The organism is Rathayibacter sp. AY1H2 (assembly GCF_002931985.1).
In the GTDB taxonomy this organism is placed as follows: Bacteria; Actinomycetota; Actinomycetes; order Actinomycetales; family Microbacteriaceae; genus Rathayibacter.
The window spans coordinates 17,654-35,774 of record NZ_PSUV01000024.1 but is presented as its reverse complement, the minus strand read 5'-3'; the positions used below and the strand labels follow the sequence as shown (position 1 = coordinate 35,774).

The following is an 18,121-nucleotide window of genomic DNA, read 5'->3' as shown; positions in this document are numbered from 1 at the left end:
CCGCGTCGACGACGCCGGAGCGGAGCACCACCGCTCGATGCGCTGAGCGATCGCCGGACCCTCGAGGCGAACGGAGGAATCGCGTGCGAGCGATTCCTCCTAGCCGGACGCAGGACGCTCTGCGGAACCCGACCCCGTCAGGAAGCCGACCGCGGTGAGGATCGCCCTCGGGCGATCCTCACAGTTCAATCCTGCACAGCGATCAGCTGCGTGTCCGTCTGCGCGCGGACTGCGGGGTGGCCGCCGATGGTGCGGCCGCCGCGTCCGCCGCTCTTCGTGCGGATCTCGATCCACTTCGCCAGCCCCGAGAGGAGGAGGCAGATGCCGATGTAGATCGCTCCGATGACGATCGCCGCCGGGATGATCGGGCTGTCGAGGCTCGACTGGTTGCCCAGGTAGCGCGCGTAGTACAGCAGCTCGTTGTAGGTGATGATCGAGCCGAGCGCCGTGTCCTTGAGGGCGACGACGAGCTGGGCGATGATCACGGGCAGCATCGAGCGGATCGCCTGGGGGAACAGGATGAGCCGCATCACGCCGGACTTGCGCAGGCCGATCGCGTAGCCCGCCTCCTTCTGTCCTCGCGGGAGGGCTTCGATGCCGGCGCGGAAGATCTCGGAGAAGACGGAGCCGTTGTAGAGGGTCAGGGCGATGACGACGGCGAGGTAGGGGCTGAGCTTGAGGCCAGCGAACGGCAGGCCGTAGTACATCAGCATCATCAGGATCAGGACGGGGATCGCCCGGAACAGCTCGATGAAGAGCGTGACGGGGACGTTGATCCAGCGCCGGTCCGAGAGCCGGCCGATCGCCAGGAGGAGGCCGAGGACGAGGCTGGCGACGCCCGCCGTGGCGAAGGCCGCGAGCGTGCGGCCGAGGGCGCCGCCGATGCTCTGCCAGACCAGCGGGTAGCCGAACGCGCGCCACTTGGAGGCGTCGAACTGGCCGGACTCCGCGAAGCGCCAGACCACGAAGCCGAGGAACGCCGCGATCAGCAGGACGACGACGACGCCGATGACGCGGTTGCGCACGACGGCCCGGGGGCCGGGGTTGTCGAAGAGGACGGAGCTCATCGGGCGACCCTCCACTTCTTCTCGAGCTGACGTTGGACGAGCGAGAGCAGGGTGACCAGGACCACGAAGACCAGGGCCACCCAGAGGACGACGATGAGGCTGTTCTCGCCGCGCTCGTTGAGGACGCGGACGATGGTGCCCGCCTCCGCGACCGAGAAGCCGGCGGCGACGGTGGTGTTCTTCAGCAGCGCGATCAGGACGCTCATGAGCGGCGGGATCACGGAGCGGAAGGCCTGGGGCAGGACGACCTGCGTCATCGTGAGGCCGAAGTCGAGGCCGATCGCGCGGGCGGCCTCGGCCTGGCCGATCGGCACGGTGTTGATGCCCGAGCGCAGCACCTCCGCGACGTAGGTCGCGGTGTAGAGGCTGAGGGCGCAGATCGCCAGGTTCGTGTAGTCCACCTGCGGCAGGTCGAGCTTGGGGTAGCCGAAGGCGAAGAAGAACATCACCAGCGTGAGCGGGGTGTTCCGGATGGTGTTCACGTACACCGTGCCGACCGCGCGGGCGATCGGGACGGGCGAGACGCGCATCGCGCCGACCACCGTGCCGATCAGCAGGGCGAACACGAGCGAGACGCTGAAGAGGATCAGGGTGTTGCCGAAGGCCGGGACGTAGACGTCGAGGTTGTTCAACAGGACATCCATGCGGCTGGCCCTTCTGTCGGAGCGGTGGTGGTGGTCGAGGAGAGGGGACCCCCGGGCGGCGGTCGGGCCGCCCGGGGCGCCTCCTAGTAGTCGTTCACCGCCGGCTGGGTGACGGTCGTGCCGGACTGGCCGAGCGTCTCGTCGTAGATCGCGCTCCAGGTCTCGCCGCCGTCGGTCAGCATGCCGTTGACGAAGTGGCGCAGGGCGTCGTCGTCCTTGGGCAGGCCGATGCCGTACAGCTCGGTGCTGAAGGGCTCTCCGACGACCTTGAGCTCGTCGGGCCGCTGAGCGGCGTAGCCGATCAGGATCGCGCCGTCGGTGGTGACGGCGTCGACGGTGCCGTCGGCGAGCGCGTCCACGCACTGCGAGTACGTGTCGAACTCCTCGGTCTTCACCTCGGGGTAGTTGGTGCGGATGTTCTGGATCGGGGTGGAGCCGGTGGCCGAGCACACGGTGGTGTCGGCGGTGAGGTCGTCCGGTCCGGTGATCGTGTCGTTGTCGGCCGCGACGAGCAGCTGCTGGCCGGTCTCGAAGTAGGGTCCGGCGAAGCCGACCTGCTCCTTGCGCTTGTCGGTGATCGAGTAGGTGCCGACGTAGTAGTCGATGTCGCCGTTCACGATCGACGCTTCGCGGTTGGCCGACGGGATCGCCTTGAACTCGATGGCGTCGGCCGCGAAGCCGAGCGAGGCGGCGGTCCACTTCGCGATCTCGATGTCGAACCCGGAGCGCTCGCCGGTCGCCGCGTCGAGGTAGCCCAGCCCGGGCTGATCCTCCTTGACGCCGATGACGACCTTGCCGTCCGCGGTCATCGCGTCGAAGGTCGGGCTGCCGTCGAGAGTGACGTCGGAGGCGACCTCGTACGCGGAGGTCCCTCCCTCGGAGCCTCCACCGGCGCCGCCGCCGGCGGTTCCGGAGTCGCCGGAGCAGCCGGCGAGGGCGAGGGTCGCTGCTGCGAGTCCCGCGGTCATGAACATGAGCCTGATGCGCATGATCGTCCTTCCTGGGGTTCGGCCCGCCGGAGCGGGCGATGTCGGGTCGGCTCCCGGGTCACGGGTCCGACCTGCCTGGTGGCTGCGGATCGCGCTTCTAGTGCGTGATGAGCTTGGAGAGGAAGTCCTTGGCCCGGTCGGTGCGGGGCGCGGTGAAGAACGACTCCGGGTCGGTGTCCTCGAGGATCTCGCCGTCGGCCATGAACACGACGCGGTCGGCGGCCTTCCGGGCGAAGCCCATCTCGTGGGTGACGACGATCATCGTCATCCCGTCCTTGGCGAGCCCGACCATCACGTCCAGGACCTCGTTGATCATCTCGGGGTCGAGCGCCGAGGTCGGCTCGTCGAACAGCATCACCTTGGGCTTCATCGCCAGCGCCCGCGCGATCGCGACGCGCTGCTGCTGCCCGCCGGAGAGCTGGGCCGGGGTCTTGGCGGCCTGGTGGCCGACGCCGACCCGGTCGAGCAGCGCCGTGGCCTGGGCCTCCGCGTCCTTGCGGGAGAGCCCGCGGACCTTGATCGGGCCGAGGGTGACGTTCTCGAGGATCGTCTTGTGCGCGAAGAGGTTGAACGACTGGAAGACCATCCCGACGTCGGCGCGGAGCGCGGCGAGGCCCTTGCCCTCCTCCGGGAGCTTCTGCCCGTCGATGGTGATGGTGCCGCCCGAGATCGTCTCGAGCCGGTTGACCGTGCGGCAGAGCGTCGACTTGCCGGACCCGGAGGGGCCGAGGACCACGACGACCTCGCCCCGGTGCACCGTCAGATCGATGTCCTTCAGAGCCTGGAAGTCGCCGTAGTGCTTCTGCACCCCGGAGAGGACGACGAGGGGTTCACCGGCGGGAGCGGCGGCGCGCTCGTCTTGCGGGGCTGTGACCATGCCGTCAGAGAAGCACACGGGGATGGGCCGGTCAAATCATGAGGGAATTCTTAACCGAAGGGTAACAACGCGCCCTGTTCTCCAGGTTCGCGGCCCCCTCGGCCCGGTTCCTCTCAGGAACGCAGCGCGAAGGCGCTCTCGTACAGGCAGACGGAGGCCGCGGTCGCGAGGTTGAGCGACTCCGCCGCCCCGTAGATGGGCACCGCGACCACGCCGTCGACGAGGGCGAGCGACTCGTCCTCGAGGCCGCGCGCCTCGTTGCCGAAGACCCAGACGGTCGGCTGGGCGAGGTCCCCGCGGGCGCGGACGTCGAGCAGGTCCTCCCCCTTCACGTCGGCCGCGACGGAGCGCAGTCCCACGCCGCGGAGCCGGCCCAGCACGTCGGCGAGGTCGGCGCCGACCGCGACCGGGAGGTGGAAGAGCGAACCCGTCGTGGAGCGCACGACCTTGGGGTTGTAGAGGTCGACCGAGCGGCCGGACAGCACGACCGCGTCAGCACCGGCGGCGTCGGCGGCACGGATGATCGTGCCGAGGTTGCCCGGATCGCGGACCTCCTCGAGCACCGCCACGAGACGCGGCTCGGAGGCGACGACGTCCTTGAGCGATGTGGGGAACTGACGGCAGACCGCGACGAAGCCCTGCGGAGTGACGGTGTCGGCCATCGCGTCGAGGACGTCCTCGGTCACGTACTCGATGTCCACCTCCGCCTCGGCGGCCGCGGCGACGATCTCGGGGTGCCGCTCCAGAGCGGTCGGAGTCGCGAACGACTCAACGATCAGCTCCGGGCGGTACTGCAGCGCCTCGGAGAGTGCCTGCGGGCCCTCGAGGAGGAAGAGCCCCGTCTCGAGCCGGGCCGGGCGGCGGGTGAGCTTCGCCACGGAGCGGACACGGGGAGAGCGGGGGTTGTCGAGCATGCGGCGAGCCTATCGGCGCGGTGATCGCCGCCCCCGCAGACACGGCGCGGGAGGGCCCGCGAACGACGGAGGGGGCCGCGACCTCTCGGTCGCGACCCCCTCCGGGAAGCCGTGCTGACTACGCTGCGGCCTTGGGCGCCGAGGTGTCGGCGGGCAGCGCGCTCTTCGCGGTCGCGACGAGCGAGGCGAACGTGGCCGGCTCGGTGATCGCGAGGTCCGCGAGGATGCGGCGGTCGACCTGCACGCCGGCCAGGGCGAGGCCCTGGATGAAGCGGTTGTAGGTCAGACCGTTCGCGCGGGACGCGGCGTTGATGCGCTGGATCCAGAGACGACGGAACTCGCCCTTCTTGGCGCGGCGGTCGCGGTACGAGTAGACGAGGGAGTGGGTGACCTGCTCCTTCGCCTTGCGGTAGAGGCGCGACCGCTGGCCGCGGTAGCCCGAGGCGCGCTCGAGGATGACGCGACGCTTCTTGTGGGCGTTGACGGCCCTCTTCACTCTTGCCATTGCTGTTTCTTCCTATCGATCCGTGTCGGCTGAGTAGCGACCACGCGGCGCAGCGGGCTGCGCCGGCGGTGGGCTACAGACCGAGAAGCTTCTTGGCGACCTTGGCGTCCTGCGGGGCGAGGACCTGGTCCTGGTTGAGGCGGCGCGTGCGAACGCTGGACTTGGACTCCAGGTTGTGCCGCATGCCGGCCTGCTGCTTCATGACCTTGCCGGAGCCGGTCACCTTGAAGCGCTTCTTGGCACCCGAGTGGGTCTTCATCTTGGGCATGTTCTCTCCTTGTGAACGTCACTCCGCGCTCGGCGGGGCGAAACCGGTGCCCCGCGAGCGGGGCGTCCACCGGCCCCGAGGCCGGGGCGGCGAAGTACTAGACGGACTCGGCCTCGGCCGTGTCCTCGGGGGTGTTGGCCTCGCGACGAGCGGCGCGGACCGCATTGGCCTCGGCCTTCGCCTCGGACTTGTTCTTCAGCGGGCCGATGACCATCACCATGTTGCGACCGTCGATGGTCGGGGTGGACTCGACCTGGCCGAACTCGGCGACGTCCTCCGCGAAGCGCTGGAGCAGGCGGACGCCCATCTCGGGGCGCGACTGCTCGCGACCGCGGAAGAGGATCATCGCCTTGACCTTGTCGCCGGCCTTGAGGAAGCCCTCGGCGCGCTTGCGCTTGGTCTCGTAGTCGTGCTTGTCGATCTTCAGGCGGAAACGGACCTCCTTGAGGATCGTGTTCGCCTGGTTGCGACGGGCTTCCTTGAGCTTCTGAGCCTGCTCGTACTTGAACTTCCCGTAGTCCATGATCTTGGCCACGGGCGGCTTGGAGTTGGGGGCGACCTCGACCAGGTCCAGGTCTGCGTCCTGCGCGAGTCGCAGGGCGACCTCGATCTTGACGACGCCGACCTGTTCTCCTGCGGGACCCACGAGGCGGACCTCGGGGACGCGGATACGGTCGTTGGTACGGGGATCGCTGATTGCGTTTCTCCTCTGATCTCGGTGAGTGCAGCTGCGCTGCCGGAGTCTTCTCCAGCGCACCCGAGAGAGGTGATCGTCCCGTCCACGTCGTGCCTGCAGCACGGCGCTCGCACCCTGTGACGCGGTTCCCGAGGCGGACCTCGAGAGCCGCAGCCCTGCCTCCGGTGGTCTGACGACCCTCGGGGGCGGAGTGCTTCAGACCCGGTAACCTTGTGAAGCGGTCAAGCGCGGGTGGGAGAATCTCCACTTTCGAACCGAGGACATGCCTCGGAGCCCGGACAACCATAGCAGACCGGCGGCCCGCCCGACAGACCGGATCCGGCCGCCCCTCGATCCTCTGCTCCGGCGGCCGCGCCCCTCCACCACGGACGACGAACGAAGGACCCATGGCCCAGTACGACGACGACTACACGCGACGATTCGGCGAGGACGGCGGAGCCTCCGACGTGGAGGCCGCCCGCGACATCGCGGAGGTCCCGGCGGTGGAGATCATCACCACCGCCGCCGTGCACCTGATGAGCGCGGCCGCCGTCAAGTGCGGACTCGCCGACGAGCCCGGAGCGCAGGTCGACCTCGACGAGGCGCGCAAGCTCATCAACGCGCTCGCGGGCCTGGTCACGGCCGGGGCGCCCGACATCAGCGACATGCACGCCCGGAGCCTGCGCGACGGCCTCCGCACCCTCCAGCTCGCGTTCCGTGAGGCGTCCCCCATCGCCGACCCGATCGGCAAGGGCCCGGGCGAGAAGTGGACCGGCCCGGTCACCTGATCGGGGGTCAGTGGGCGGCGGCGAGCTGCAACGTCATCGAGTCGACGCGCTGCGCGACGGTCTCGTCGGCCGCCCACCGCTCCCCCAGGCGCGCGACGAGGGCGCCGAGCGCGTCCTGATCGAGCCCCGGGCGCAGGCTCAGGACCACCACGAGCTCGGGGCCCGCGAGGCGCTGCTCCGGGTCTCCCGCGCGCACCTCGAGCGAGGCGACCGCCCGCTCCCCCTCCGCAGCCGCGCGCAGAGCCCGGAGCACCTCCGCATCGGCGGGGGCCGGCCGCCAGTCGCCGCCCTCCGCGATCGCCCAGAGCGCCGGGCGCCGGACCGCGAACTCCCGCTCGGACGCGGGGTCGAGGACCATCACCTCGGTGCCCTCCGCGACGGCCGCCAGGGCCGCACGGCGCCCGTCGACCGGGACGGGACGGGCGGCCGGGTCCCATCGGCGCATGCTCTCGACGCCGCTGAAGACGGGGAGCACCGTGCGGCCGTCGGGTCCGGCGACCGTGACGATCGCGAGCTCCTGCGTCTTGTCCGCCCGGAGTCCCCCGACCCCCTCCGCCTCCTCGCCGAGGCGGGCGACCAGCGGGATGAGCAGGCGGGACGTGCGGATCGCGTCGACCACGGCCTCCGGGCCGCGAGTGCCACCGGCGAAGGACTCGAGCGCGGCGACCAGCGCCTCCGGGGCGCTTCCGTCGTCCTCCGGCGCTGCGCTCGGCTCGAAGTGCCGGCCCGCCCAGGGGGTGCCGGCCGAGTCGGTCAGATGCGCCGGGAGCGGGCGGGGCTCACTCGGATGCGACATCCAGGGCCTCCGCGAGCGTGAATGCGCCCGCGTACAGCGCCTTGCCGACGATCGCGCCCTCGAGCCCCTGGGGCACGAGGTCGCGCAGAGCGGCGATGTCGTCGAGGTTCGAGATGCCGCCCGAGGCGATCACGGGGCGGTGGGTGCGGGCCATGACCTGCTCGAGGAGCTCGAGGTTCGGGCCCTTGAGCGTGCCGTCCTTCGTGACGTCGGTGACGACGTAGCGGGTGCAGCCGGCCTCCTCCAGGCGGTCGAGGACCTGCCAGAGGTCGCCGCCCTCCTTGGTCCAGCCGCGCGCGGCGAGCGTGGTGCCCCGGACGTCGAGACCGACGGCGATCTGGTCGCCGTACTGCGCGATAACGCTCGCGGCCCACTCGGGGTTCTCGAGCGCCGCGGTGCCGAGGTTGATGCGCTTCGCGCCGGCGCTCAGCGCGGACTCGAGGCTGCGGTCGTCGCGGATCCCGCCGGAGAGCTCGACGTTGACGCCCTTCACCTGCCGGATGACCTTCTTCATGATGCCGTGGTTGTCGCCGCGGCCGAAGGCGGCGTCGAGGTCGACGAGGTGGATCCACTCCGCGCCCTGGTCGGCCCAGTCGCCCGCGGCGTCGATCGGGTCGCCGTAGTTGGTCTCGGTCCCGGCCTCGCCCTGCGTGAGCCGCACGGCCCTGCCGCCCGCCACGTCGATCGCGGGCAGGAGGACCAGGCCCGGGGCCTTGGTGAACTCGCTCATCGTCATCCTCAGTCTCGGAGCCGGTGCCGGCCCCTGGAGGCGCCGACCACCGGCCGATCCTAGTTCGTGCGGAGGGTGCCCAGCCAATTGGCCAGCAGCCGGAGCCCGGCGGCCCCCGACTTCTCGGGGTGGAACTGCGTGGCCGAGAGCGGCCCGTTCTCGACCGCGGCGATGAAGGGGCCTCCGTGATCGGCCCAGGTGACCGCGGGACGCGGGAACGGGGGCATCACGTCGAGCGACCACTCGCGGGCGCCGTAGGAGTGCACGAAGTAGAAGCGCTCCTCGGCGATGCCGTCGAAGAGCACCGAGCCCTCGGGAGCGGAGACGGTGTTCCAGCCCATGTGCGGGACGACCTCGGCCGGGAGGAGGTCGACCGTCCCCGGCCACTCGCCCAGGCCCTCGCTCTCGACCCCGCGCTCGACGCCGCGCTCGAAGAGCACCTGCATCCCGACGCAGATGCCCAGGACGGGGCGCCCGCCGGCGAGGCGCTTCTCGATGATCTCGCCGCCGCGGGCGCGGGTCAGCGCCGACATCACGGCGTCGAAGGCGCCGACGCCGGGCACGAGGAGGCCGTCCGCCTCCAGCGCCCGCTGCCGGTCCCCCGTCAGCTCGACGTCGGCCCCGGCGAGCTCGAGCGCCTTGACGGCGGAGTGCACGTTCCCCGAGCCGTAGTCGTAGACCACGACGGAGGGGCGGGCCGAGCTCACAGCGCGCCCTTCGTCGACGGCACGCCGGAGACGAGCGGGTCGAGGGCCTTGGCCTGACGGAAGGCGCGGGCGAACGCCTTGAATTCCGCTTCGGCGATGTGGTGCGGGTCCCTGCCGCCGAGCACCGTGACGTGCACGGTGAGGCCGGCGTTGAACGCGATCGCCTCGAAGACGTGGCGCACCATCGACCCGGTGAAGTGGCCGCCGATCAGGTGCAGCGCGAAGCCCTCCGGCTCGCCGGTGTGCACGAGGTAGGGGCGCCCCGAGATGTCGACGACGGCCTGCACGAGCGCCTCGTCGAGGGGGACGAGCGCGTCGCCGAAGCGGGAGATCCCGGCCTTGTCGCCGAGAGCCTGTCGGATGGCCGTGCCGAGCACGATGCCGATGTCCTCCGCGGTGTGGTGGATGTCGATCTCGATGTCGCCGCGGGCCCGGACGCGCAGGTCCGTGAGCGAATGCTTCGCGAACGCCGTCAGCAGGTGGTCGAAGAAGGGCACGCCGGTCTCGAGATCGGCGACGCCCGTGCCGTCGAGGTCGAGGGAGAGCTCGATGCTCGACTCGCTGGTGGCACGGCTGAGGGAGGCGGTGCGCCCGGGTGCGGCGCTCGGGGAGGTCATGCCTCCCAGTCTATTCGCGCCGCGTCACCGACCCAGGGCGGACCTCTACTCGCGCGAAAGCGCCACCGCGGGGTCGGCCGACGGTGCGGGGAGGGAGGCGAGCGCCTCGAGGAACGCGGTCGTCTCCTCCTCGGTGCCGGCGCTGACACGGAGGTGGTTCGGGATGCCGACGTCGCGGATGAGGACGCCGCGGGCGAGCAGGCCCTCGAACACGGCGGCCGGATCCGCGACACCGCCGAAGAGGACGAAGTTGCTGCCGGTCGCGTACGGGCGGTAGCCGAGGGCGCGCAGGCCGTCGATCATCCGGTCGCGCTGCACGATGATCTCGCCGACCATGGCGAGCATCTCGTCGGCGTGAGCGAGGGCGGCGGTCGCGGCGGCCTGGGTGAGGGCCGACAGGTGGTACGGGAGGCGGACGAGGCGGAGCGCGTCGATCACCGCGGGGTCGGCGGCGAGGTAGCCCAGGCGGACGCCGGCGAAGGCGAAGGCCTTGCTCATGGTGCGGGACACGAGCAGGCGCGGTCGCCCGGGGAGAAGGCTCAGCGCGGTGGGCGCGCCCCTGCCCGCGAACTCGGCGTACGCCTCGTCGACGACGACGATGCCGTCGGTCGCGTCGCAGACCGCCTCGATCACGGCGAGGTCGAGCGGCGTCCCGGTCGGGTTGTTCGGAGCGCAGAGGAAGACGATGTCGGGCCGGGCCCGGCGCACCTGCTCCGCGGCGTACTCGGCTCCGATCTCGAACTCCGCCTCGCGCGGAGCGGGGATCCACTCCGTTCCGCTCCCCGACGCGAGGATCGAGTACATCGAGTAGGTGGGCGCGAACCCCAGCAGCGAGCGCCCGGGACCGCCGAACGCCTGAAGGACGTGCTGGAGCACCTCGTTCGATCCGTTCGCAGCCCACACGCCGTCCGCGGTGAGCCCGTGACCGAGGTAGCCGGCGAGGGAGTCGCGCAGCTCTCGGAACTCGCGGTCGGGATACCGGTTGACGGTGCGCAGCGCCTCCGTGACCCGCCCGACGATGTCGGCGATCACGTCGTCCGGGACCGGGTGGGTGTTCTCGTTGACGTTGAGGGCGACGGGCACGACCGCCTGGGGTGCACCGTACGGGTGCCTGCCTCGGAGGTCGTCGCGGAGGGGCAGGTCATCGAGAGTCGTCACCAGGGAATGGTAGCGAAGCACCCGGCGCGGACGTCCGGGCAGCCCGGCTCAGCGAGCGGTGTCGTACTCGGCCGGGACCGCGAGGCGCTGCCCGGGCTCGACGCCCGCGCTCGAGAGCTGGTTGAGGGAGAGGATGTCGTCGACCACGTCGCGCGGGTCCGCCTGCGGGGCGAGCTCCTCGGCGAGCGACCAGAGCGACTCGCCCGCGTGAACGGTGACGTACTGGAACTCGACCGCAGCGGCATCGCTCGACGCGACCGCTCCACCGCCGTTGAGCCCGAAGGCGAAGGCGCCCGCCACGATCGGCAGGGCCCCCAGAGCGGCCACCACGGCGCGGCCGCGGCGCGTGAGGCGCAGACGGGTGCGAACGATCCGCACTTCGCCGAACGCGTTCATCGGCTCGGGAGCGGACGGCAGTACCTCGACGGGCCGAGCCGCGGACGAGCGCTGGAGCGGGCGGGAGGTGAGCTGTGCGGTCATGGGATCGCTCCTTTCAACAGGGATTCGGGGAGGCCCTCGGCCGGGAGGGCCGCCCCGAACGCCTGTACCGAACATATCTTCGAACGCCGGAGCGGTCAAGGGACCGTTCCGGCTGATCCGCGGGCGGACTCGCGCGCGACACACTCGAACGAATGTTCCGAGTCGTGAGTTCCGGCGGATACAGTTTCGAGAGCCTGGTCGTAGTAGAGCAGCGACCACCGACATTCCTTGTCGGGTCGCGACCGGGCGGGCGCGCACGCGGCGTGCGCACCGGGAAGAGGGAGCATCGTGAGCGACGCGCAGAGGGCCGGGACCCCGGCAGCCAAGACGAAGGCGGCCGCGGGCCGGCGCCGGAAGAGCCTGAGCGCCAAGCAGCTCGCGATCCTCGACGCGATCCAGCGCTCGGTGTCGAGCCGCGGCTACCCGCCGAGCATGCGCGAGATCGGCGACGCGGTCGGCCTCGCCTCGCTGTCGAGCGTCACCCACCAGCTCAACCAGCTCGAGCTCAGCGGCTACCTGCGCCGTGACCCGAACCGGCCCCGCGCCCTCGAGATCCTCATCGACGTCCCCAGCTCGACGGAGGACGACGGGTCGTTCGAGTCGACCGCGACGGTCGGCGACGCGGCGATGGTCCCCCTCGTCGGCCGGATCGCGGCGGGTGTGCCGATCATGGCCGACCAGCAGATCGACGAGGTGTTCCCGCTTCCCCGGCAGCTCGTCGGCAAGGGCGAGCTCTTCATGCTCAAGGTCGTCGGCGAGTCGATGATCGACGCCGCGATCTGCGACGGTGACTGGGTCGTGGTCCGCTCGCAGCGCACCGCCGAGAACGGCGAGATCGTAGCGGCCATGCTCGACGGCGAGGCCACCGTCAAGGTGCTGCGCCAGCGCGACGGCCACACCTGGCTGCTGCCCCGCAACTCCAACTTCGAGCCGATCCTCGGCGACGAGGCCGAGGTGCTCGGGAAGATCGTGGCGGTCCTCCGCTCGGTCTGACACCGGGAACGCAGGAGGGGCCCGACCGGCTTGCAGCCGGCCGGGCCCCTCCTGCGTTCGACGGGCACCGGCGATCGGGGCGCGCGCCCCTCCGTCGCGGTCACGGGAAGGCGGAGGAGGGCCGCCGAAACCCCGTCGCCGAACCCTCCGGCCGCCGCCGGTCGGTGGTGCGGGTCGCCGCACCCCCTCCCGGATGCGCCGAGCGCCCGCCTCCCTGACGGGGAGACGGGCGCTCGGGTGGTGGCGATCAGGCCTGAACGGCCGCGCGCGGAACCGCGAACTCGGTGAGCGAGCCCGCCAAATCGGCGTGCACGAGGGCGACCACGTGGGTGCCGCCCTCGACGTACTGCGTCGACAGGATCCGGCCGCTGCGGTGCAGATGCGAGATCACGTCGCCACGGTCGTACGGCACGAGCAGGTCGATCTCGACGTCCGGCTCGGGCAGGATCTCGGCGATCCGCGCCTCCAGCTCGTCGATGCCCTCGCCGCTGCGCGCCGACACGAAGACCGCGTCGGGAGCGAGACCGCGCAGCACCAGCCGCGTGCCCTCGTCCACCAGATCGGCCTTGTTGAAGGCGATGATCTCGGGGATGCTGCGGGCGCCCATCTCGCCGATCACGTCGCGCACGGTGGCGATCTGCCCGGCCGGATCGGGGTGGGAGGCGTCCACGACGTGGACGATCACATCGGAGTCCGCGACCTCCTCGAGCGTCGACCGGAAGGCCTCGACGAGCTGGTGCGGAAGCGCTCGCACGAAGCCGACCGTGTCGGCGAGCGTGTAGAGGCGCCCGTCCTTCGTCTGGGCCTTGCGAACGGTGGCGTCGAGGGTCGCGAAGAGCGAGTTCTCGACGAGGACGCCCGCGTGCGTCATCCGGTTCAGCAGGCTCGACTTGCCAGCGTTCGTGTACCCCGCGATCGCCACCGAGGGGACGGCGTTGCGCTTGCGGTTCGCGCGCTTGGCCTCGCGGGCGGGCTTCATCGCCGTGATCTGCTTGCGCAGGCGCGCCATGCGGGTGTGGATGCGGCGACGATCGAGCTCGATCTTCGTCTCACCCGGACCGCGCGAGCCCATTCCGGCTCCCGCGCCCACCTGGCCGCCGGCCTGGCGGGACATGGACTCGCCCCAGCCGCGCAGTCGCGGGAGCAGGTACTCGAGCTGCGCGAGCTCGACCTGCGCCTTGCCCTCACGGCTCTTCGCGTGCTGGCTGAAGATGTCGAGGATCACCGCGGTGCGGTCGATCACCTTGACCTTCACCACGTCCTCCAGCGCACGCCGCTGGCTCGGTGCGAGCTCGGTGTCGGCGACGACCGTGTCCGCGCCGAGGGCCGCGACGAGCCCCGCGAGCTCCTGGGCCTTGCCCTTGCCGAGGTAGGTGCTCGGATCGGGGCGCGGGCGGCGCTGGAGCAGGCCGTCGAGGACCGTCGCTCCCGCCGTCTCCGCGAGCGCGGCGAGCTCGTGCAACGAGTTCTCCGCGTCCTCCAGCGAATTCTGCGAGTACACGCCGATGAGCACGACGTTCTCCAGGCGCAGCTGGCGGTACTCGACCTCCGTGACGTCCTCGAGCTCGGTCGAGAGTCCGGCGACGCGTCGCAGCGCCTGCCGGTCGTCGCGGTCGAACTGCTCGCCGTCGCTGTTCTCGCCCTCGTGGCCGGCGCTCTGCAGCGCCTGGGCTCCACCCGCGACGAAGCGCGAGTACCCTGCCGAACGCGACTGCGCGTTCGCCAGGACCCTCGAGACGACGTCCACGGCCTCGGTCGTGTCGGTCTCGTTCAGGTCTTCCGTCATCCGGATAACACTAACTCCTCAGGTCTTGATAGGTTCACTTCTCATGGCCGCCGAGCACTACTTCTCGAGTACTCCCGACGGCGACCTCCGGCCCCGCAGGATCCAGGCCCGCCTGGCCGGCCGCGACCTCGAGGTCACGACGGCAGGAGGGGTGTTCAGCCCCGGTCACGTCGATCTCGGCACACGCGTCCTGCTGGACGCGGTGCCCGACGCCCCCGCTGACGGGGACCTGCTGGACCTCGGCTGCGGCTGGGGCCCGATCGCCCTCGCGCTCGCCCTCGCCTCCCCCGACGCCCGGGTGTGGGCGGTCGACGTCAACCAGCGGGCGCTCGAGCTGGTCCGTCGCAACTGCGAGGAACTCGGCGTCCTCAATGTCAACGCCGTGCTGCCCGAGGATGTTCCCGACGACGTCCGCTTCCGCACCGTGTGGTCGAACCCGCCGATCCGCATCGGCAAGGAGGAGCTGCACCTCCTGCTCGAACGCTGGCTGCCGCGGCTCGAGGAGGGCGCGGACGCCTGGCTCGTCGTGCAGCGCAACCTCGGCTCCGACTCGCTCCAGACCTGGCTGGGCGCCGCGTTCGCCGGGCGGCTCGACGTGGAGCGCGTCTCCTCGGCGAAGGGCTTCCGCGTGCTGCGGACGACCCGCCTGGCCTGACCGGGTCCTCAGTCGATCCGGATCGTCCCGGTGAAGACGAGGTCGGCCGGGCCGGAGAGCCCGACGTGCTCGCCCTCCTCCGCCGCGAACATCGTCACGCCGAGCGTGCCGCCCGGGACCTCCACGCGCCAGGCCTGCGGAGCGCGCGCTCCCGCCCAGTAGCGCACCGCCAGTGCCGCCGCCGCGGCACCCGTGCCGCAACTCAGGGTCTCGCCGCTGCCGCGCTCGTGCACGCGCATCCGGATCCGCCCGATCCCGTCGTGGACCAGGGGCTCGCCGGGAACCACGAACTCGACGTTCGCGCCGTCCTCGAGCTCCGGGTCGAGCTGCGGGATGTAGGAGAGGTCGGCGGAGTCGAGCTCCTCGTCGTTGCTGAGGGCGACGACCACGTGCGGATTGCCGAGGTCGATCCCGAGACCGGGGCGCGCGACCTTGAGCTCCTTCGCCCGCACCAGGGGCTCGCCGCCCGCCAGCTCCCAGCGGCCGAGGTCGACCTGGAACCCGGCACCGCTGCGGGTGACGTCGCGGACGCCGGCGCGGGTGCCGATCGGCAGGGTGTCGCCGGGCTCGAGCGCCGCGAGGCCGCCCGCGAGCAGGAACGCGGCGTAGACGCGGATGCCGTTGCCGCACATCTCGGCGATCGAGCCGTCGGCGTTGCGGTAGTCCATGAACCACTCCGCCTCGCTCTCCTCGGCCAGAGCCGCGGCGCCCTCCGGGATCGCGCGGGAGCGGACGGCACGGATGACGCCGTCGGCGCCGACGCCGAAGTGGCGGTCGCAGATCATCGCGATCTGCGCGGGCGAGAGGTCGACCTCACCGTCCGGGTCGCTGAAGAGCACGAAGTCGTTGCCGGTGCCCTGGCCCTTGGTGAAGTGCAGCTCGATCGTCATGGCGCACAGCCTAGCGAGGAGCGGGAGCGGCGGCCTGGGCGGCGGCGTGCGCCCGCGACACCAGGTCCGGCGCGTCGTACGGGAGCCGGTGGGCGCCGGCGTAGCGCCGGAACCAGCTGTTCTGCCGACGTGCGTAGCGGCGCGTGAGCGCCTGCGTCGCCGCGATCGCCTCCTCCTCGCGGAGGACGCCGGCACGCTGGGCGAGCGCCTGGGCGTACCCGATGGCCCGCCCGGCTGTGACGCCGCGCTCCAGGCCGAAGGGGACGAGCCGCTCGACCTCGTCGAGCATCCCGGTCGCCCACATCCGCTCCACCCGCCGGTCGAGGCGCTGCACCAGCTCCTCCCGCGGAGCCTCGAGGAACAGGATCGAGGCGGGGCGCCACCGAACCGGCTCGTCGGACATCAGCGCGCTGTGCGTGCTCCCGCCGGTGAGCTCCGCGATCTCGAGCGCGCGGACGATGCGCCGGGCGTTGTGCGGACCGATCCGCTCGGCCACTCCGGCGTCGATCCGGCGCAACCGCTCGACGAGGGCGCCCAGGCCCTCCCGCTCGGCGGTCTCCTCGAGCCGGCGCCGGACGGCCGGGTCGGTGCCCGCGAACGAGAACTCGAAGACGACGCTGGAGACGTACAGACCGGAGCCCCCGACGAGGATCGGCGTCGCCCCGCGCGCCAGCACGCTCTCGATCACGCGCCGCGCCTCGCTCTGGTAGCGGGCGACCGACGCCTCCTCCGTCACGTCGAGGACGTCGAGCAGGTGGTGCGGGACGCCCCGACGCTCGTCGGCGGGCAGCTTCGCGGTGCCGATGTCCATCCCGCGGTAGAGCTGCATCGCGTCGGCGTTCACGATCTCAGCGGCGCCGCCGTCCTGCCGGATCGCCTCGGCGAGCTCGAGCGAGAGGTCGGACTTGCCCGTGCCGGTCGCGCCGACGACCGCGATGAGCTCCGGCGCGGTATCGGGGGCTCCGGTCTCAGCGCTCGCCATCGAGGGCGTCGTAGATCGGCGTCGTCAGCGTGCCGGCGTCGCGCACGCGCAGCGACGGCAGGCCCAGCGAGACCCGGGGCGCCCCGCTCCCGCCCGGGGCGGCCGGAACTCCGCAGGACTCGGTCTGCGCCCGGTCCCAGGCGTCGCCCGCGCGGGTGCGGCGGATGCGGAGCGGCGCGCCGTCGGGCGAATCCGCCAGGAGGTAGAAGGGGGCGGCACGGGTGACCCGGACGGAGACAAGGTCTCCGGGACGCGGCTGCTCGGAGCCCTCGGGCACGTCGAAGTGCACCAGACGGCTGTCCTCGGCGCGTCCGCTCAGCCGGTGCGTCTCCGTGTCGCGGCGGCCCTCGCCGGTCGCGACGAGGACCTCGACCTCTCGGCCGACGACCGTGCGGTTCTCCTGCTCGCTGATCGCGTCCTGCAGGGCGACGAGCCGCTCGTAGCGCTCCTGGACGACCGCCTTGGGGATCTGGTCGGGCAGCGTCGCGGCCGGGGTGCCGGGCCGGATGGAGTACTGGAAGGTGAAGGCGGAGGCGAAGCGGGCCGCCTCGACCACCCGCAGGGTCTCCTGGAAGTCGGCCTCCGTCTCGCCGGGGAAGCCCACGATGATGTCGGTGCTGATCGCCGCGTGCGGGATGCGATCGCGCACCCGGTCGAGGATCCCGAGGAACTTCTCGGAGCGGTAGGAGCGGCGCATCGCCTTGAGGACGCGGTCGGAGCCGGACTGGAGCGGCATGTGCAGCTGCGGCATCACCGCCGGCGTCTCGGCCATGGCGTCGATCACGTCGTCGGTGAAGGCCGCGGGATGGGGGCTCGTGAAGCGGATCCGCTCGAGCCCGTCGATGGTGCCCGCCGCGCGGAGCAGCTTCGAGAACGCCTGGCGGTCGCCGAACTCGACGCCGTAGGAGTTCACGTTCTGGCCGAGAAGGGTGACCTCGATCGCGCCGTCGTCCACGAGCGCCTGGATCTCGGCGAGCACGTCGCCGGGACGCCGGTCCTTCTCCTTGCCGCGGAGCGAGGGGACGATGCAGAACGTGCAGGTGTTGTTGCAGCCGACCGAGATCGAGACCCAGCCGCTGTAGGTCGAGTCGCGCTTCGTGGGGAGCGTGGAGGGGAAGACATCGAGCGATTCGAGGATCTCGAGCTGCGCCTCGTCGTTGTGGCGGGCGCGCTCGAGCAGGCTCGGGAGGGCGCCCATGTTGTGCGTGCCGAAGACCACGTCGACCCACGGGGCACGGTCGAGGATGACGTTCTTGTCCTTCTGCGCGAGACAGCCGCCGACCGCGATCTGCATCCCCTCGTGTCGGCGCTTCACCGACGCGAGGTGGCCGAGGTTGCCGTAGAGCTTGTTGTCGGCGTTCTCGCGCACCGCGCAGGTGTTGATCACGACGACGTCGGCCTCGGCTCCATCGGCGGACACGTAGCCCGCCGCCTCGAGCGAACCGCTCAGCCGCTCGGAGTCGTGCACGTTCATCTGGCATCCGAACGTACGGACCTCGTAGGTCCTCGGCCGGGTCTCGGCGACGGGGGACGGGGCGGTACCGAGCGTGCTCATGGTGTGGGATTCTACGCTCCGGTCGGACCGCTCCCGGGCCGCCG

Annotated in this window: 21 protein-coding genes; 3 read left to right on the top strand and 18 right to left on the bottom strand. The window is 71.3% G+C overall.

Annotated features, from left to right (window positions below):
- Window positions 1–185: 185 nt before the first annotated feature.
- From C5C29_RS14905 to infC, 8 genes are all read right to left on the bottom strand, one after another.
- A complete protein-coding gene (locus C5C29_RS14905; protein ID WP_104308519.1) occupies window positions 186–1,067 on the bottom strand; it encodes an amino acid ABC transporter permease in 882 nt (293 codons plus the stop codon).
- Window positions 1,064–1,711, bottom strand: coding sequence for an amino acid ABC transporter permease (locus C5C29_RS14900; RefSeq protein WP_104224491.1), 648 nt, complete (start codon window positions 1,709–1,711; stop codon window positions 1,064–1,066). Before C5C29_RS14900 ends, C5C29_RS14905 begins: the two co-directional genes overlap by 4 nt.
- Before the next feature lie 83 nt (window positions 1,712–1,794).
- Window positions 1,795–2,700, bottom strand: coding sequence for a glutamate ABC transporter substrate-binding protein (locus C5C29_RS14895; protein ID WP_104308518.1), 906 nt, complete (start codon window positions 2,698–2,700; stop codon window positions 1,795–1,797).
- A 97-nt stretch (window positions 2,701–2,797) separates the two neighbouring features.
- Complete coding sequence (locus tag C5C29_RS14890) at window positions 2,798–3,577, bottom strand: amino acid ABC transporter ATP-binding protein (RefSeq protein WP_104224489.1); 780 nt, start codon at window positions 3,575–3,577, stop codon at window positions 2,798–2,800.
- 113 nt (window positions 3,578–3,690) lie between these two features.
- Window positions 3,691–4,491, bottom strand: coding sequence for an RNA methyltransferase (locus C5C29_RS14885; protein ID WP_104233279.1), 801 nt, complete (start codon window positions 4,489–4,491; stop codon window positions 3,691–3,693).
- A gap of 118 nt (window positions 4,492–4,609) precedes the next feature.
- A complete protein-coding gene (gene rplT, locus C5C29_RS14880) occupies window positions 4,610–4,996 on the bottom strand; it encodes a 50S ribosomal protein L20 (RefSeq protein WP_104224487.1) in 387 nt (128 codons plus the stop codon).
- Between the two features lie 73 nt (window positions 4,997–5,069).
- Window positions 5,070–5,264: a 50S ribosomal protein L35 gene (gene rpmI / locus C5C29_RS14875; protein WP_055793295.1), complete on the bottom strand. Its 195-nt coding sequence runs from the start codon at window positions 5,262–5,264 to the stop codon at window positions 5,070–5,072.
- Window positions 5,265–5,361: 97 nt separating this feature from the next.
- A complete protein-coding gene (gene infC, locus C5C29_RS14870; protein ID WP_374952931.1) occupies window positions 5,362–5,910 on the bottom strand; it encodes a translation initiation factor IF-3 in 549 nt (182 codons plus the stop codon).
- A 437-nt stretch (window positions 5,911–6,347) separates the two neighbouring features.
- Between infC and C5C29_RS14865 the strand changes: the two genes are divergently transcribed.
- Entirely contained in the window at window positions 6,348–6,728 is a 381-nt protein-coding gene (locus tag C5C29_RS14865) for a DUF1844 domain-containing protein (RefSeq protein ID WP_104313470.1), read from the top strand.
- A gap of 7 nt (window positions 6,729–6,735) precedes the next feature.
- Here C5C29_RS14865 and C5C29_RS14860 read toward each other — a convergent pair whose 3' ends face one another.
- From C5C29_RS14860 to C5C29_RS14835, 6 genes are read right to left on the bottom strand one after another with little or no spacing between them, the layout of a single operon-like run.
- Window positions 6,736–7,524: an SseB family protein gene (locus tag C5C29_RS14860; protein WP_104224486.1), complete on the bottom strand. Its 789-nt coding sequence runs from the start codon at window positions 7,522–7,524 to the stop codon at window positions 6,736–6,738.
- The gene (gene priA / locus C5C29_RS14855; protein ID WP_104224506.1) at window positions 7,508–8,254 is read right to left on the bottom strand and encodes a bifunctional 1-(5-phosphoribosyl)-5-((5-phosphoribosylamino)methylideneamino)imidazole-4-carboxamide isomerase/phosphoribosylanthranilate isomerase PriA; all 747 of its coding nucleotides are present in this window, start codon (window positions 8,252–8,254) and stop codon (window positions 7,508–7,510) included. Before priA ends, C5C29_RS14860 begins: the two co-directional genes overlap by 17 nt.
- Window positions 8,255–8,313: 59 nt before the next feature.
- Window positions 8,314–8,961: an imidazole glycerol phosphate synthase subunit HisH gene (hisH, locus tag C5C29_RS14850; RefSeq protein ID WP_104224485.1), complete on the bottom strand. Its 648-nt coding sequence runs from the start codon at window positions 8,959–8,961 to the stop codon at window positions 8,314–8,316.
- Window positions 8,958–9,578, bottom strand: coding sequence for an imidazoleglycerol-phosphate dehydratase HisB (gene hisB, locus C5C29_RS14845; protein ID WP_104224484.1), 621 nt, complete (start codon window positions 9,576–9,578; stop codon window positions 8,958–8,960). Before hisB ends, hisH begins: the two co-directional genes overlap by 4 nt.
- 45 nt (window positions 9,579–9,623) lie before the next feature.
- The gene (locus tag C5C29_RS14840; protein WP_104308524.1) at window positions 9,624–10,739 is read right to left on the bottom strand and encodes a histidinol-phosphate transaminase; all 1,116 of its coding nucleotides are present in this window, start codon (window positions 10,737–10,739) and stop codon (window positions 9,624–9,626) included.
- 45 nt (window positions 10,740–10,784) lie between these two features.
- On the bottom strand, window positions 10,785–11,216 hold the full coding sequence (locus tag C5C29_RS14835) for a LysM peptidoglycan-binding domain-containing protein (RefSeq protein ID WP_308470871.1): 432 nt from the start codon (window positions 11,214–11,216) through the stop codon (window positions 10,785–10,787).
- Window positions 11,217–11,504: 288 nt separating this feature from the next.
- Between C5C29_RS14835 and lexA the strand changes: the two genes are divergently transcribed.
- Window positions 11,505–12,209, top strand: coding sequence for a transcriptional repressor LexA (gene lexA / locus C5C29_RS14830; protein ID WP_104224482.1), 705 nt, complete (start codon window positions 11,505–11,507; stop codon window positions 12,207–12,209).
- A gap of 247 nt (window positions 12,210–12,456) precedes the next feature.
- On the opposite strand, the gene hflX is transcribed toward lexA, so the two are convergent.
- Window positions 12,457–13,995 carry a GTPase HflX gene (gene hflX / locus C5C29_RS14825; protein ID WP_104308517.1) on the bottom strand — a complete coding sequence of 513 codons (1,539 nt, stop codon included), beginning with the start codon at window positions 13,993–13,995 and terminating at the stop codon, window positions 12,457–12,459.
- 43 nt (window positions 13,996–14,038) lie between these two features.
- Between hflX and C5C29_RS14820 the strand changes: the two genes are divergently transcribed.
- Window positions 14,039–14,650, top strand: coding sequence for a class I SAM-dependent methyltransferase (locus C5C29_RS14820; protein WP_104224480.1), 612 nt, complete (start codon window positions 14,039–14,041; stop codon window positions 14,648–14,650).
- A gap of 8 nt (window positions 14,651–14,658) precedes the next feature.
- On the opposite strand, the gene dapF is transcribed toward C5C29_RS14820, so the two are convergent.
- The 3 genes from dapF to miaB are packed head-to-tail and all read right to left on the bottom strand — an operon-like array spanning window position 14,659 to window position 18,077.
- Window positions 14,659–15,540: a diaminopimelate epimerase gene (gene dapF, locus C5C29_RS14815; protein WP_104250184.1), complete on the bottom strand. Its 882-nt coding sequence runs from the start codon at window positions 15,538–15,540 to the stop codon at window positions 14,659–14,661.
- Between the two features lie 10 nt (window positions 15,541–15,550).
- Window positions 15,551–16,522, bottom strand: a complete 972-nt coding sequence (gene miaA / locus C5C29_RS14810; RefSeq protein ID WP_104262716.1) for a tRNA (adenosine(37)-N6)-dimethylallyltransferase MiaA — start codon at window positions 16,520–16,522, stop codon at window positions 15,551–15,553.
- The gene (gene miaB, locus C5C29_RS14805) at window positions 16,509–18,077 is read right to left on the bottom strand and encodes a tRNA (N6-isopentenyl adenosine(37)-C2)-methylthiotransferase MiaB (protein WP_104308516.1); all 1,569 of its coding nucleotides are present in this window, start codon (window positions 18,075–18,077) and stop codon (window positions 16,509–16,511) included. Before miaB ends, miaA begins: the two co-directional genes overlap by 14 nt.
- Window positions 18,078–18,121 lie beyond the last annotated feature (44 nt).

Excerpts from the sequence above, each read along its gene's own strand:
- C5C29_RS14905 (WP_104308519.1), bottom strand. The coding sequence starts at position 1,067 with ATGAGCTCCGTCCTCTTCGACAACCCCGGCCCCCGGGCCGTCGTGCGC.
- C5C29_RS14900 (WP_104224491.1), bottom strand. The coding sequence starts at position 1,711 with ATGGATGTCCTGTTGAACAACCTCGACGTCTACGTCCCGGCCTTCGGC.
- C5C29_RS14895 (WP_104308518.1), bottom strand. The coding sequence starts at position 2,700 with ATGCGCATCAGGCTCATGTTCATGACCGCGGGACTCGCAGCAGCGACC.
- C5C29_RS14890 (WP_104224489.1), bottom strand. The coding sequence starts at position 3,577 with ATGGTCACAGCCCCGCAAGACGAGCGCGCCGCCGCTCCCGCCGGTGAA.
- C5C29_RS14885 (WP_104233279.1), bottom strand. The coding sequence starts at position 4,491 with ATGCTCGACAACCCCCGCTCTCCCCGTGTCCGCTCCGTGGCGAAGCTC.
- rplT (WP_104224487.1), bottom strand. The coding sequence starts at position 4,996 with ATGGCAAGAGTGAAGAGGGCCGTCAACGCCCACAAGAAGCGTCGCGTC.
- rpmI (WP_055793295.1), bottom strand. The coding sequence starts at position 5,264 with ATGCCCAAGATGAAGACCCACTCGGGTGCCAAGAAGCGCTTCAAGGTG.
- C5C29_RS14865 (WP_104313470.1), top strand. The coding sequence starts at position 6,348 with ATGGCCCAGTACGACGACGACTACACGCGACGATTCGGCGAGGACGGC.
- C5C29_RS14860 (WP_104224486.1), bottom strand. The coding sequence starts at position 7,524 with ATGTCGCATCCGAGTGAGCCCCGCCCGCTCCCGGCGCATCTGACCGAC.
- priA (WP_104224506.1), bottom strand. The coding sequence starts at position 8,254 with ATGAGCGAGTTCACCAAGGCCCCGGGCCTGGTCCTCCTGCCCGCGATC.
- hisB (WP_104224484.1), bottom strand. The coding sequence starts at position 9,578 with ATGACCTCCCCGAGCGCCGCACCCGGGCGCACCGCCTCCCTCAGCCGT.
- C5C29_RS14835 (WP_308470871.1), bottom strand. The coding sequence starts at position 11,216 with ATGACCGCACAGCTCACCTCCCGCCCGCTCCAGCGCTCGTCCGCGGCT.
- hflX (WP_104308517.1), bottom strand. The coding sequence starts at position 13,995 with ATGACGGAAGACCTGAACGAGACCGACACGACCGAGGCCGTGGACGTC.
- C5C29_RS14820 (WP_104224480.1), top strand. The coding sequence starts at position 14,039 with ATGGCCGCCGAGCACTACTTCTCGAGTACTCCCGACGGCGACCTCCGG.
- dapF (WP_104250184.1), bottom strand. The coding sequence starts at position 15,540 with ATGACGATCGAGCTGCACTTCACCAAGGGCCAGGGCACCGGCAACGAC.
- miaA (WP_104262716.1), bottom strand. The coding sequence starts at position 16,522 with ATGGCGAGCGCTGAGACCGGAGCCCCCGATACCGCGCCGGAGCTCATC.
- miaB (WP_104308516.1), bottom strand. The coding sequence starts at position 18,077 with ATGAGCACGCTCGGTACCGCCCCGTCCCCCGTCGCCGAGACCCGGCCG.